Below are 14,110 nucleotides of genomic sequence, written 5' to 3' on the forward strand. Positions count from 1 at the left end.
TAAGGTAACGGCCAACCAGGCCATTGCGGGCACGTTCGATTTCGACGACAGCGGCCTCAAGCTCGCCTCGCGCCCGACGGCAGCGCCTGCCAACCAGACGATCGAGTTAGATTTGAGCACGATGAAATTCGGCGTACCCAAAGCCGTCGACATCGCGAAGAACGCCGCCACGATGGTCGTGGCGCCCGGCACCTACGCCACGCTGAAAGTGGAGTACACCCTCTACGACGCCGACACCCACGTAACCGGCACCGTTACCCGCAACTACTCGAACGTTACGTTCACGGCCGGTCTGAACAAGAAAGTGAGTGGCGACCTCGGCATCCCCGTCTACGAGAACAAATACTACCTCTGGGACGCCCAGCACGACGCCTGGTACGGCCATTACGATAGCCAGCCCACCTACGACGGCGCGCCCGCCGGCGAGCACTATCCTAAGAGCGAGACGGCCGACCCCGACCGCTGGTACAATAGTGCAATCACTCCAGGAAGCATCACTGCCGCCTCGCACAGTTGCAAGGACTGCCCCAACATCAACTTGACGAGTTGGTACGTCATGAAAGGCAACCCGCATTGGGACGAACAGACGCCGTGGTCCGTGCTCGGGCATTTGTATGTGGGTGGCGTATGGCTGAAGAAAGCCCAAAAGATCGCTGACGACGAGGGTACAAACCTAGCCGCGATGCAGACCGGATTCCCCGACCCCAACACGCATGTGATGACCGACTGGAGGATGAAGGAATCAGACGACTTCCCTACTTATTATACTACGGACGAACCTTCCAGCTCTCGGACTGGCTTCTACAATCCTACCCTCAAGCCTATCTCCGCCCTCGCCTCCACGGCCGACTATTTCTATCTGCCCGCCGCGGGATGCTTTTCTGGAAGCCGATGGGAGGCGTCATGAAAGCCACTTTCATCGCAGGAATGGGCACATATTGGTTGTCTAACGGTAACTATTATGGACCTTTAAGCTCTGTTACTTCCTCATCTACCGCTCCGGCATTGGTCTTTAGGAAGACGGGAGGCATATGGATTCAGAACAATACAGTCGCACAATGCGGCTTCTACGTCGAGCCGCAGCTGTTCAAGTAAGTTGGCAATTCTGCACCGGCGGGAGTCCCGACGAGCAGAAAACAGCGAAAATAACGCTTCCGCCCGGGCGGACGAGCAGAAAATTGCGCAAAACAGCGTTCCCTCCGGGGGGAAAATCAGAAATCGATAAAAAATGCGTTTCCCCCCGGGGGGAAAACGAAAAAACCGCGAAAACAGCGTTTCCCTCCGGAGGGAAAATCAAAAAACTGCAAAAACGAGGTTTCCCCCCAGGGGGAAAACGAAAAAACCGCAAAAACAGCGTTTCCCTCCGGAGGGAAAATCAAAAAACTGCGAAAACAGCATTTCCCCCCGGAGGGATAGCTTATTTTATAATCTAATCAATTTTCAAACTATGGAAATTAAACAACTTCACAAACAGTTGCTCCAAAACATGGAGCATTATCAGTTTGCGTCGCGCGTGTTGCAGCTCTGCAACGAGGCCAAAGTGGGGAAACTCACGGCGGTGCTGGGGCCGCTCACGGCCTGCGTGGCCGACGAAGATCGGGTGCTGAACCAGCCGCGCACCGGGGCCGACACCAAGGCGCTGGAAGAGGCCGACCGCAAGCGCGACAAATCCTATCAGTCGTTGCGGTTGCTCGTGGCGCTGCACCTCAACAGCGCCGACAAGGCCGTGTTGACCGCCGCCGAAGCCGTGGACCGCGTGATGAAGGCTTATCCCGACGTGGCCGCGAGCAATTACGACAAAGAGACCGGCCTGATCAAAAACCTCGTGGCCGACCTGCGCACGGCTGCACTCACGGCGCATGTGGCGCGACTCCAAGCGCAGGTGTATGTCAATCTGCTCGATGCCGACAACAAAGCGTTTGACACGCTGTTCCATGCTCGGGTGAAGTCGGGTGCTCCCGCCGGCTCGTTCGACATCAAACCGCTGCGCGCCGCCACCGACAAAGCGCTCAATGCCGTGCTGCGCCGCATCGACGCCCTCGACGAGCTGGAACCGTCGGCCCCAATCACCGCACTCATCACACAGTATAACAACTTGGTGGACAACCGCCGGACACTGTTGGCCGGTCGCGCGGCTACCAACAAGGCACATGCCGACAAACAGCTCGAGGCGCTCCGCAAAGAACTTACCCCGCTGATCCGCAAGTTTGAAGAAGCCAACGGCATCGCTCCCAATGTGCTCACTTTCACTGGCAAAACCAAAGGGACTGGTAAGAGCAAGGCCTATGAATTGGCGTATAGCACCGATCCGAAGTGGACGATGTGGGTTCAGAAGAACAAAGAAGGTGCGCTGCAAGAAGTGAAAGAGTGAAAAGGCTATTTAAAGGTGAAAGAGTGAAAGGGTGATTTAAAGGTGAAGAGAGATGGAAGGACATGTGCGAGGCTCTTCCATCTTTTTTTGTGGTGGGGAGGTGAGTGATGAAAGATGAAATAGGATTGATCTTATTGCGCCATGATTCATCGAATATCAACTTTATTACGTAATTTTGCACGATTATTGAATCGGAAAATGGAACTGAAACAGATATTAAGAGGTGGATTCGGGATCTTTTTGGCGATCTTTCTCATGGCTTGTAGTATGTCCGGAGACGATGAACTCGACGGGAGCAAGACCGAAGAGAGCAGACTGGAAATGCCTAACGCGTTTTCGCCTAACGGCGACGGAATCAACGATGTCTACAAAGCCAAAAGCAATTATCGGGCTATTGCGACGTTTGAAGCGACGATCTTCAATCGCTGGGGACACAAGGTTTATGAATGGACCGACCCTGCCGGCGGTTGGGATGGGCATGGCGCCGATGAGGGTGTGTATCTCGTCGTGGTGAAAGCTCGCGGCACCGATGGCAAGAAATACCACATTCGGCAAGCCGTGAATTTGATTAGGAACACGGCAGATCATGCAGGATCAACAACAGAATAGGGTAAAGATGATGGAAAGAGAAGACGAAAAAATCAATGTGTGGGGTGCTCGCGTTCACAATCTTAAAAATATCGACGTGGAGATTCCGCGCAATTCGCTGACCGTTATCACCGGTTTGTCGGGTTCGGGGAAGTCGTCGCTGGCATTCGACACGATCTTTGCCGAGGGGCAACGCCGTTATATCGAGACATTTTCGGCTTATGCGCGCAACTTCTTGGGCGGAATGGAACGCCCGGACGTGGATAAGATCACTGGATTGAGTCCTGTGATCAACATCGAACAGAAGACAACCAATAAGAATCCGCGCTCCACTGTGGGCACGACAACTGAAATCTATGATTATCTCCGATTGCTTTACGCCCGTGCAGGCACGGCTTACAGTTATGCGTCGGGCGAGAAAATGGTGAAGTATACAGAGGAGAAAATCATCGAGATGATCCTCCGCGATTATGCCGGTCGGCGTATTTTCATCCTCGCTCCATTGGTGCGCCAGCGCAAGGGACATTATCGCGAACTTTTCGAGAGCATGCGTCGCAAGGGATATTTGTATATGCGCATAGATGGCGAGATGAAAGAAATCGTTCGAGGAATGAAAGTCGACCGGTATAAAAACCACAATATCGAAGTGGTGATCGATAAACTGCAAGTGCAGGAAAACGACGACGAGCGGCTGCGCAGAACCATTCAAATCGCCATGAAACAAGGCGATGGCGTGCTGATGGTGATGGACAAGGATTCGGGTGAGGTGCACAATTTCTCCAAACGATTGATGGATCCCATCACAGGCATATCCTATGGCGAGCCCGCTCCAAATATTTTCTCGTTTAATTCGCCCGAAGGCGCTTGTCCGAAATGCAAGGGATTGGGTTATGTTAACGAGATAGATCTGGGTAAGGTGATTCCCGACAAGACTGCAAGTATCTATGACGGGGCCATCGCTCCGCTTGGGAAATACAAGAATCAGATGATCTTTTGGCAGATCAGCGCAATCTTGCAGAAGTATGATGGTGACATGAAGATGCCCGTTAAAGATATTCCCGCTGATGCGCTCGACGAGATTTTGTATGGCAGTTTGGAGAATGTGCGCATTTCGAAAGATTTGGTGCACACTTCAACCGATTATTTCATTGCTTTCGACGGCGTGATTAAATATCTCCGCAATGTGATGGAGAATGACGAAACGGCGGCTGGACAGAAGTGGGCCGATCAATTCTTGGCCACCTGCGAATGCCCCGAATGCAAAGGACAACGGCTCAAACGCGAATCGCTTTCTTATCGGATAGGGGATCACAATATTGCCGAAGTGGCCAATATGGATATTTCAGAGTTGCGAGATTGGCTCGATCATGTGGAAGAACATCTCGAACCCACACAGCGAAAGATCGCCACAGAGATTGTCAAAGAGATCAAAACGCGTGTGGGATTTCTCTTGGAAGTGGGCTTGGATTATCTCTCTCTCAACCGCCAATCGGCCTCGTTGTCGGGCGGAGAGAGTCAACGCATCCGACTGGCTACGCAAATCGGTTCGCAACTTGTCAATGTGCTTTACATCCTTGATGAGCCAAGCATCGGATTGCATCAGCGTGATAACGAACGTTTGATTCGTTCGTTGAAAGAACTTCGAGACTTAGGCAACACCGTGATCGTCGTTGAGCACGATAAGGATATGATGCTCAGCGCCGATTATATCATCGATATTGGCCCCAAGGCAGGGCGTCGCGGCGGCGAAGTTGTCTATCAAGGTGTGCCGCAGAAGATGCTCGATGCCCCCACGATAACGGCCGATTATCTCACGGGGAAGCGTAGGATCGAAATCAAGAAACCGCGTCGTGCCGGCAATGGGAAGAGTATTTGGATTCGCGGTGCACACGGAAACAATCTCAAAAACATTGATGTCGAGTTTCCATTAGGCCAACTCATCGTCGTGACCGGTGTGAGCGGATCGGGCAAGTCGACGTTGATCAATGAGACACTCCAACCCATCTTGTCTCAACATTTTTATCGATCGCTGAAGCGTCCGATGCCTTACAAGTCTGTTGAGGGAATCGATAACATCGATAAAGTGGTGAATGTGGATCAGAGTCCGATCGGGCGCACACCTCGAAGCAATCCCGCCACTTACACGGGCGTGTTCAGTGACATTCGTTCTTTGTTTGTCAACCTTCCTGAGGCGAAGATTCGCGGCTACAAACCGGGGCGTTTTTCATTTAATGTGAAGGGCGGACGATGCGAGGCTTGCGGTGGAAACGGCTATCGAGTCATTGAAATGAATTTCCTGCCCGACGTGATGGTGCCTTGCGAAGTGTGCCATGGCAAGCGCTATAATCGTGAGACGCTGGAAGTGCGTTATAAAGGAAAGAGCATTGCCGATGTGCTCGATATGACGATCAATCAAGCCGTTGAATTCTTCGAAAACGTGCCCAATATTCTTCAAAAGATCAAGACAATTCAGGATGTGGGCCTTGGTTACATCAAGTTAGGCCAACCCTCGACCACGCTTTCGGGTGGAGAGAGCCAGCGTGTGAAACTGGCCACTGAGTTGAGTAAGCGCGACACGGGTAAGACGCTCTATATCCTGGATGAGCCGACGACGGGTCTTCACTTCGAAGACATCCGTGTGTTGATGGATGTTTTGCAGAAACTTGTGGATAAGGGAAACACAGTTATTATCATCGAACACAATCTCGACGTCATCAAATTGGCCGACCACATCATCGATATGGGCCCCGAAGGCGGTCGAGGCGGCGGAACTGTCCTCTCCGTGGGTACTCCCGAGGAGGTGGCACGCAGCAAAAAAGGCTTCACTCCGCAGTTTTTGAAAGAAGAATTGGCTGCTCATGAAGAGCAGATAGAATGATCATAGCGGCAAGCCGAATCCCTTTTGAGCACCAGTCTGATTCTCTCTATATAGAAATGAACCGTTAGTTGCCTTGCGAAAAATGGCTTTTCGCAAGGCAACTAACACTTAATCGCGCTGCAACCAATGCTTGGTTATTATCCAACAAGTACTATCGTGTTGAATGAAAAGTACTATCGTGTTGAATGAAAAGTACTATCGTGTTAGCCAACAAGTACTATCGTGTTTGGTGAAAAGTACTATCGTGCAGTGCGACTTTGCTGTGCGATCGTTGTCTTTAAAAATGTATAAAAACAGGGGTGGAGACTGTTTGTCTCTCGGCTTTTTACTACCTTTGCACAATTCAAAAATTGAATGACAATGTTGAAGAAGAAAAGGAGATGGCATTGTCTGCCTGGTCAGCCGCTCACTGACCTTGACAAGCAGGTGATGTATTGGGAGAATAAGGGAAAGGAAGTGCCTACCCGCGAATTGATTAAAACTCCCGAACAGATTGAGGGGATACGCAAGAGTGGGGTGGTCAACACCGGCGTGTTGGACGAAGTGGCCAAAAGGATTCACGCAGGGATGAACACGCTCGAAATAGATCAGATTTGTTACGATTATTGTACGTCACACGGCGCTATCCCGGCATGCCTCAATTATGAGGGATTTCCTAAGAGTGTGTGCACCAGCATCAATGAAGTGGTGTGCCACGGAATACCGAAAGAAGAAGACGTTTTGCAAGAAGGCGATATCATCAACGTGGATTTCACGACGATTCTCGATGGTTATTATGCCGATGCTTCGCGCATGTTTATCATCGGGAAAACGTCGCCCGAGAAAGAACAGTTGGTTCGTGTGGCCAAAGAATGCCTCGAAGTGGGGGCCGAAGCAGCCAAACCCTATGGTTTTGTGGGCGATATCGGTCATGCGATTGAGAAGCACGCAAACATATATCACTATGGCGTGGTGCGCGATTTGTGCGGTCATGGCGTGGGACTTGATTTCCACGAAGAGCCCGACGTGGTGCATTTCGGACATCGGGGAACGGGTATGCTGCTCGTGCCGGGTATGGTTTTCACCATCGAACCGATGATCAATATGGGTACGTGGAAGGTTTTTATTGACGCCGATGACCCTTATGGATGGGAAGTTATCACAGGAGATGAAAAGCCGTCGGCCCAATGGGAGCACACTTTTGTGATGACCGAACACGGCGTGGAGGTGCTGACGCATTGACGATCGACAGGAAAACAGAGCGATGGAAGATATATATATATTAGGTATAGAGAGCAGTTGCGACGACACTTCGGCCGCAGTGCTCCGCAATGGTGTACTCTTGAGCAATGTCACTGCATCGCAAGATGTGCATAAAGCCTATGGAGGTGTGGTGCCGGAATTGGCTTCGCGTGCTCACCAACAGAATGTTGTGCCGGTTGTCGATCAAGCTATCAAGCGCGCAGGAATCACTAAGGAACAACTCAATGCTGTGGCCTTCACACGCGGTCCGGGATTGATGGGTTCGCTGCTTGTGGGTGTGAGCTTTGCCAAAGGATTCGCCCGATCGTTGGATATTCCGCTGATCGACGTCAATCATTTGCAAGGTCACGTGATGGCTCACTTCATCAAAGAGAATGACGATGACCAAACTGCGCCGCCATTCCCGTTTCTTTGTCTGCTCGTTAGTGGCGGAAATTCGCAGATTGTCAAGGTAAATGCCTATAATGATATGGTTGTTTTGGGGCAGACTATCGATGACGCAGCTGGTGAAGCTATTGATAAATGTTCGAAAGTGATGGGCTTAGGTTATCCCGGTGGCCCCATTATCGATCGTTTGGCACGGCAAGGCAATCCCTTGGCTTATCGCTTTTCAGAGCCGCATATCCCCGGAATGGATTACAGCTTTTCGGGTTTGAAGACCTCATTCTTATATAGTCTCCGCCGATGGATGGCTGATGATCCCGACTTTATCGAACATCACAAGAATGATTTGGCTGCAAGTCTGGAACACACAATCGTAGATATTCTGATGAAAAAGTTGCGACTGGCAGTCAAAGAGACCGGAATCAAACATGTGGCTGTGGCCGGTGGCGTGTCGGCCAACAATGGATTGCGCAACGCTTTTCATGAACATGCCGATCGATATGGCTGGACCATCTATATTCCGAAGTTCAGTTACACCACCGACAATGCTGCCATGATCGGCATTACGGGTTATTACAAATATTTGGATCACGAGTTTTGCAGCATCGATAAGCCTGCTTTCTCGAAGGTTACATTTCAATAACGACAGACAATATTACCGAATCAAAACATTAACAAACGTGGATTTAGAAAGCAAAGTATTGAGTAAAGAGATTCAAGAGAATTTCTATGATACCGGCCAAACACTGGGTACGGCCGAGAGTTGTACTGGTGGGCGCATTGCCGAAGCGATTATTGCCGTGCCGGGCGCCTCGAATTATTTCAAGGGAGGCATCATTTCTTATACCGATGAAGTGAAAGAAGCGATCCTCCATGTGGATCATCAGACTTTGGAAGAGCATACCGCAGTGAGCGAAGAAGTGGCTGTGCAGATGGTGAAAGGCGTTTGTGATGCACTGAAAGTGGACTATGCTATTGCTGCAACAGGTGTGGCTGGTCCTGGCGGAGGTACTCCCGAAATACCAGTTGGCACCATTTGGCTTGCATTTGGCACCAAAGACGATGTCGAAACATGCAAACTTGAAGAGGATTTTGGGCGTGATATCAACCTCGCCATTGCTACGAACAAATCTCTCCGATTGTTTCTTGATTATTATAAAAAGCGTCATCAGGTGACCGAAGAATAGCTTTTGCAACTGATTTGATCCGTAAAAATGCTTAATTCACTACATTCTTTTAGGAAATGTTTTGTCAGTCCGAGAATAAATTGTAATTTTGCATCCTGTTTGGAATAAGTATCAAAAAACGAAAAAAAATAGATAGCGATGTCAAAAGTTTGTCAGATTACGGGAAGGAGATCACATGTCGGCAATAATGTGTCTCACTCGAAGCATCGTACAAAGCGTAGCTTTGACGTCAACCTCTTCACAAAGAAATTTTATTATGTTGAGGAAGGTTGCTGGATCAGTCTCAAAATTAGTGCGGCCGGTCTTCGTCTTATAAATAAAGTCGGCTTGGATGCAGCTTTGAAGAAAGCAGTTGCCAACGGTTATTGTGACTGGAAAGACATTAAAGTGATAGGAGAATAAATCAAGATGGCAAAGAAAACGAAAGGCAATAGGGTACAGGTGGTGTTGGAGTGCACTGAAATGAAGAACAGTGGGCTGCCTGGTACGAGCCGTTATGTGACTACAAAGAACCGTAAAAACTCCCCCGAGCGTCTTGAATTGATGAAGTATAACCCCATCTTGAAGAAGATGACGCTTCACAAAGAGATTAAGTAAAACAAGAATAATCGTATAGAAATATGGCAAAGAAAGCGGTCGCAACCCTCCATGAAGGTTCAACGGATGGTCGCGCATATACAAAGGTTATTAAAATGGTTCGCAGTCCGAAAACCGGTGCTTATGTTTTCGATGAGCGCATGGTGCCTAACGAGGCTGTGAAGGACTTTTTCAAGAATTGATATAATTGATTAAGACAATGATACAAAAAGGCCGCAACTTATGTTGCGGCCTTTTTGTGTAGATATATTGAACTTTATCTCTCTTGTGATTAATAGTTGGACATTCGGCAACCGACCGTTACTTGCATGCTCGCTAATGGCTTCTTGCAATGCGATAAGCAGTCGATCAAAAGAGGAGAAGTTAGAAAGGGAATGGAAAGAAAGGCCGGCGAAATGATGAATTATTCTTGTCGCCTTTCTGTCCTTTCCCTTTTTGCGTTTTATTTGTTTAATTTGCGGCTTCGAACTCACGCAGAAAACGGACGTCGTTTTCGGAAAACATACGGAGATCAGCCACTTGATATTTGAGGTTTGTGATGCGCTCAATACCCAAACCGAATGCGTAGCCCGAATACACTGTGCTGTCTATGCCGCAGGCTTCGAGCACATTCGGATCCACCATGCCACAACCGAGAATCTCGACCCAGCCTGTGTGCTTGCAGAATCCACATCCCGTGCCACCGCAAATGTGACAGGAAATATCCATTTCGGCACTCGGTTCGGTAAAGGGAAAATAGCTCGGACGCAACCGAATTTCAGTGTTCTCGCCGAAAAGTTCACGTGCAAATGTGAGAAGAACTTGTTTTAAATCGGTGAACGACACATTTTTATCTATATAAAGACCCTCCAACTGATGGAAAAAACAGTGTGCGCGGGCGCTGATAGCCTCGTTACGATAGACGCGTCCGGGGCAAATCACGCGGATTGGAGGCTGATGCGTTTCCATGTAATGGCTCTGATCGTTGCTCGTGTGAGAGCGAAGCAAGATGTTGCGAGTCACATCATTGGGATTCTGTTCGATAAAAAATGTGTCTTGCATATCACGTGCGGGATGATCGGCAGCAAAATTCAATTTGGTGAAGACGTGTAGATCGTCGTCGATCTCCGGTCCTTTGGCCAATGTGAAACCCATCCTTTGGAAAATATCGATGATTTGATTTCTGGCGATTGTCAGTGGATGGCGTGTGCCCAGCGGTAACGGATAAGCCGTCCGGGTGAGATCCAATTCGTTGTCGGTGTCTTCTGTTGTGGCAAGCTGTTCTTTCAGCGCGTTGATTTTATCGGTGGCAGCCTGTTTCAATTCATTGATTTTGATGCCGACAGCCTTCTTTTGGTCGGCCGCCACATTGCGGAAGTCGGCCATCAGAGCCGTAATCTCGCCTTTTTTACTAAGATATTTGAGTCGGAGTTGTTCTATCTCATCTGCATTTTGTGCGGAAAGCATTTGCACTTCGCCAAGAAGTTGTTCTATCTTATCAGTTATCATCATCTTATGGATTATAAAATTGCTTGCAAAGTTAATCTTTTTGCATCAAATTAAGAAACATATCGAAATAAAGTTGTACATTTGCAGCGATTTGAGAGACCTATAAATAGAGATTGATAAGGAGTAAATGAAATGAGAAAAAGTGCATTCTTTTTCGTTCTTGCGGCAGTGATGACGCTTGTTGTTTTCCCTTTCGGTGCTTGCTCTGACAAGCGACCGGCGGCCGACACCCTGTCGTCGGATTCGACCATGACGGACACTGCCACCGTCGATACGTTGGAAACATTGATCTCGGAAACGCCGATGCCCAAGGCGGCCGATGAATTATTCGATGATTTTATCTTCAATTTCGCAGCCAATCGCAAGTTGCAGTTCTCACGAATCAAGTTTCCTTTGAAGGTGGACAAGGGCGGTCGGGTGGCCTATCTCGACAAAAAGCATTGGCGGATGGAGCATTTTTTTATGCGGCAAGGGTATTACACGCTGATACTTGATAATCGTCGACAGTTGAAACTGATGAAAGACACCACGATCAATCGTGTTACCATCGAGAAGATTCATCTCAAAGATAAAGCGCTCACACAGTTTGTTTTCGATCGATTGGGCGGACAGTGGATGATGACCGGTATCCATCACACACCGATGGAACGGAGTCTGAATGCCTCGTTCTTGCAATTCTATGAGCGGTTTTCGGTCGACAGCGCTTTCCAAGTGGCCAGCATGAACGATTTGGTGGAGTTTACCAGTCCCGACCCCGACGATGATTTCAGCACGCAGACGGGATCGATCATCCCCGATCAATGGCCTTCGTTTAAACCGGGACTGATTCCTTCGGGCGTTATTTATAACATTCTTTACGGTCAGAAATACACGGAGAGCAACCAGAAAATCTTTGTAATCCGTGGCATTGCCAACGGAATGGAAGAGGAACTCGTGTTTCGCAAACGAGGCGGAGCATGGAAGCTGATGAAGTTTAACAGTTAGATGAAAGACATCAGAGATTATAGTCTGCTGCGGCATAATACATTCGGCATCGATGTTCGATGTCGGCGATTTGTCGAATTTACGTCGGTCGGAGAGTTGCAGACGGTTATCAGTTCGTTGGCGGAGACGGATCAGCCTCTGCTTTTTATTGGTAGCGGCAGCAATCTGCTGTTCACAGCCGACTATCCCGGCACAGTTTTGCATTCGGCAATTCGTGGTGTGGAGCTTATCGACAGCGATTCGATCCATCAATACATTCGTTGCGGATCGGGCGAGACTTGGGATGACATTGTTGCGCAATGTGTGTCGCACGGTTGGTATGGCGCAGAAAATCTGTCGTTGATCCCAGGCGAAGTCGGTGCCAGCGCCGTTCAAAACATCGGTGCTTATGGTGTTGAGGTCAAAGATCTCATCGTTCAGGTCGAAGCAGTGGAAATCGAGACAGGCCGGCCCGTGTCGTTTACCAATGCCGAGTGTTGCTATTCCTATCGGAAAAGCCGTTTCAAGGATGATTGGAAAGGGCGATTCATCATTACGCATGTCACGTATGCCCTCTCCAAAACATTTCATCCGCACTTGGATTATGGCAACATACGGGCTGCTTTGGCGGCACGAAACATCTCGGAACCGTCTGCCGCTGAACTGCGTGACACGATAATTACCATTCGGCAAGCTAAACTTCCTGATCCGAAAGTGGAGGGAAATGCCGGGAGTTTCTTTATGAATCCTGTTGTTTCGATGCAGAAATACAAAGAATTGGCTCGCATGTATCCTGACATCCCGCATTACACCATAGACGGTGAACATGAGAAGATCCCCGCCGGATGGTTGATTGATCGCTGCGGATGGAAGGGTAGGGCGCTCGGTAAGGCCGGCGTGCACGACAAACAAGCACTCGTGCTTGTCAATAAAGGCGGTGCCACGGGAGCCGATATCGTGTATTTGTGCGACACGATACGGCACGACGTTTTACAAAAGTTCGGCATCGAGATCAAACCCGAGGTGAATATTCTATGAGATTGACTTTTCTCGGTACAGGCACCTCGGGTGGTGTTCCGGCTCTCGGCTGTGATTGCGCAGTCTGTCGAAGTACAGATCCGCACGATAAACGCCTGCGGACGGCCGCCCTCTTGGAGACAGAAACCACACGAATTCTCATTGACAGCGGTCCCGATATTCGTCAACAATTGCTCGCACAGCCTTTCCGAAAGATCGATGGCGTGCTTCTCACACACATTCATTATGATCATGTGGCCGGCATCGATGATCTCCGGCCGCATTGCGTATTCGGAAACATCGATATCTATGCCGACACTAACACTGTGGGCGGACTGAAACAGACGATGCCTTACTGCTTTACAGACAAACTCTATCCTGGAGTTCCACTGCTAAAATTACACACCATCGTGCCGCATCAGCATCTTCGTATTGGCGACATTGCGTTGACGCCCATCCGGGTGATGCACGATCAATTGCCCATACTCGGTTATCGGTTCGGTAAGTTGGCCTATATCACGGATATGAAAACAATCGATGCCGGCGAACTCAAATATTTGCGAGGCGTAGAAACGCTGGTGGTCAATGCGCTTCGGTTTGAGAAAGAGCATCATTCCCATCAACTGGTGGCCGACGCCATTAAGTTTTCCCATCGCATCGGAGCACGACGCACCTTTCTGATTCACGTCACTCATCAGATCGGTTTTCATGAGGTGGCCAACCATCGATTGCCCGAAAATTTCCAAATTCCCTATGACGGAATGGCTATTGAGGTGTGATATTCTGCTCTTTTATTATAAAAAGTGTTTTCTAACATATAAAAATATTTGTTTGAGGAGAGAAATGGGCCTACATTTGCAAATGTTATCCTGAATACAATCTTTTTACCTTAAAAGAGAACTAATACTTATTGAAATTAAATGCTCCCTCTGTGAAGAGGGAGCATTTACTGTTTTAAGCCATTGGTCAACGCTTTTTCCTCTATCACGCCCTTGTTTTTTCGTTCGTCAGCCGTGGCTGAAACGTTGTTTTTTTGGTTTTGAGGGTTTCAGCCGTGGCTGAAACGTTGTTTTTTTGGTTTTGAGGGTTTCAGCCGTGGCTGAAACGTTGTTTTTTCGGTTTTGAGGGTTTCAGCCGCGGCTGAAACGTTGTTTTTCTAATTTTTTACTCGTCGGGACCCCCCGACGGGCCGTTTTCCTAATTTTTTGGCTTTCGGGATTCCCCGAAACGTTGTTTTTGCAGTTTTTTGCTCGTCGGGACTCCCCGACGCGCTATTTTTTCTCCGGTCGACTCGTCGGGGCATCCCGACGAGCAGTTTCATCAATCGCGAGCTTCAACCTGAGCATATCTTTCTAATCGTTTTTTGTTCATCGTCTCTGTGTTTGGAATGAATTG

Annotated in this window: 13 protein-coding genes and 2 pseudogenes; 14 read left to right on the forward strand and 1 reads right to left on the reverse strand. The window is 48.9% G+C overall.

Annotated features, from left to right (window positions below):
• From JCM12259_RS16725 to JCM12259_RS16155, 11 genes and pseudogenes are all read left to right on the forward strand, one after another.
• Nucleotides 1-907 (forward strand): annotated as a pseudogene (locus JCM12259_RS16725) (hypothetical protein); the annotation flags it as partial.
• Nucleotides 892-1,095: a hypothetical protein gene (locus tag JCM12259_RS16510; protein ID WP_148299590.1), complete on the forward strand. Its 204-nt coding sequence runs from the start codon at nucleotides 892-894 to the stop codon at nucleotides 1,093-1,095. The pseudogene JCM12259_RS16725 and the gene JCM12259_RS16510, both read left to right, overlap by 16 nt.
• A gap of 352 nt (nucleotides 1,096-1,447) precedes the next feature.
• Nucleotides 1,448-2,371 carry a DUF6261 family protein gene (locus JCM12259_RS06725; protein WP_025065877.1) on the forward strand — a complete coding sequence of 308 codons (924 nt, stop codon included), beginning with the start codon at nucleotides 1,448-1,450 and terminating at the stop codon, nucleotides 2,369-2,371.
• 306 nt (nucleotides 2,372-2,677) lie between these two features.
• A pseudogene (locus tag JCM12259_RS17275) lies at nucleotides 2,678-2,980 on the forward strand (T9SS C-terminal target domain-containing protein); the annotation flags it as partial.
• A 10-nt stretch (nucleotides 2,981-2,990) separates the two neighbouring features.
• Entirely contained in the window at nucleotides 2,991-5,837 is a 2,847-nt protein-coding gene (gene uvrA / locus JCM12259_RS06735) for an excinuclease ABC subunit UvrA (protein WP_025065879.1), read from the forward strand.
• 360 nt (nucleotides 5,838-6,197) lie between these two features.
• Nucleotides 6,198-7,058 carry a type I methionyl aminopeptidase gene (gene map / locus JCM12259_RS06740; protein ID WP_036888681.1) on the forward strand — a complete coding sequence of 287 codons (861 nt, stop codon included), beginning with the start codon at nucleotides 6,198-6,200 and terminating at the stop codon, nucleotides 7,056-7,058.
• Between the two features lie 22 nt (nucleotides 7,059-7,080).
• Nucleotides 7,081-8,106, forward strand: a complete 1,026-nt coding sequence (tsaD, locus tag JCM12259_RS06745) for a tRNA (adenosine(37)-N6)-threonylcarbamoyltransferase complex transferase subunit TsaD (RefSeq protein WP_025065881.1) — start codon at nucleotides 7,081-7,083, stop codon at nucleotides 8,104-8,106.
• A 37-nt stretch (nucleotides 8,107-8,143) separates the two neighbouring features.
• A complete protein-coding gene (locus JCM12259_RS06750) occupies nucleotides 8,144-8,650 on the forward strand; it encodes a CinA family protein (protein WP_025065882.1) in 507 nt (168 codons plus the stop codon).
• 138 nt (nucleotides 8,651-8,788) lie between these two features.
• Complete coding sequence (rpmB, locus tag JCM12259_RS06755; protein ID WP_025065883.1) at nucleotides 8,789-9,052, forward strand: 50S ribosomal protein L28; 264 nt, start codon at nucleotides 8,789-8,791, stop codon at nucleotides 9,050-9,052.
• Between the two features lie 6 nt (nucleotides 9,053-9,058).
• Nucleotides 9,059-9,247, forward strand: coding sequence for a 50S ribosomal protein L33 (rpmG, locus tag JCM12259_RS06760; RefSeq protein ID WP_025065884.1), 189 nt, complete (start codon nucleotides 9,059-9,061; stop codon nucleotides 9,245-9,247).
• 23 nt (nucleotides 9,248-9,270) lie between these two features.
• On the forward strand, nucleotides 9,271-9,429 hold the full coding sequence (locus JCM12259_RS16155) for a DUF4295 domain-containing protein (RefSeq protein WP_021582986.1): 159 nt from the start codon (nucleotides 9,271-9,273) through the stop codon (nucleotides 9,427-9,429).
• Between the two features lie 268 nt (nucleotides 9,430-9,697).
• Here JCM12259_RS16155 and pheS read toward each other — a convergent pair whose 3' ends face one another.
• A complete protein-coding gene (gene pheS, locus JCM12259_RS06770; RefSeq protein ID WP_025065885.1) occupies nucleotides 9,698-10,735 on the reverse strand; it encodes a phenylalanine--tRNA ligase subunit alpha in 1,038 nt (345 codons plus the stop codon).
• A gap of 132 nt (nucleotides 10,736-10,867) precedes the next feature.
• Here pheS and JCM12259_RS06775 point away from each other — a divergent pair, with 132 nt between their 5' ends.
• From JCM12259_RS06775 to JCM12259_RS06785, 3 genes are read left to right on the forward strand one after another with little or no spacing between them, the layout of a single operon-like run.
• Nucleotides 10,868-11,719 carry a DUF4348 domain-containing protein gene (locus tag JCM12259_RS06775; RefSeq protein WP_025065886.1) on the forward strand — a complete coding sequence of 284 codons (852 nt, stop codon included), beginning with the start codon at nucleotides 10,868-10,870 and terminating at the stop codon, nucleotides 11,717-11,719.
• Nucleotides 11,720-12,736 (forward strand): UDP-N-acetylmuramate dehydrogenase, encoded by a 1,017-nt coding sequence (murB, locus tag JCM12259_RS06780; protein ID WP_025065887.1) that lies wholly within the window; start codon nucleotides 11,720-11,722, stop codon nucleotides 12,734-12,736.
• Nucleotides 12,733-13,494: an MBL fold metallo-hydrolase gene (locus JCM12259_RS06785; RefSeq protein WP_025065888.1), complete on the forward strand. Its 762-nt coding sequence runs from the start codon at nucleotides 12,733-12,735 to the stop codon at nucleotides 13,492-13,494. Before murB ends, JCM12259_RS06785 begins: the two co-directional genes overlap by 4 nt.
• The last annotated feature ends 616 nt before the right edge of the window (nucleotides 13,495-14,110 follow it).

It is taken from the genome of Hoylesella enoeca JCM 12259 (assembly GCF_000613405.1).
Taxonomy (GTDB): domain Bacteria; phylum Bacteroidota; class Bacteroidia; order Bacteroidales; family Bacteroidaceae; genus Prevotella; species Prevotella enoeca.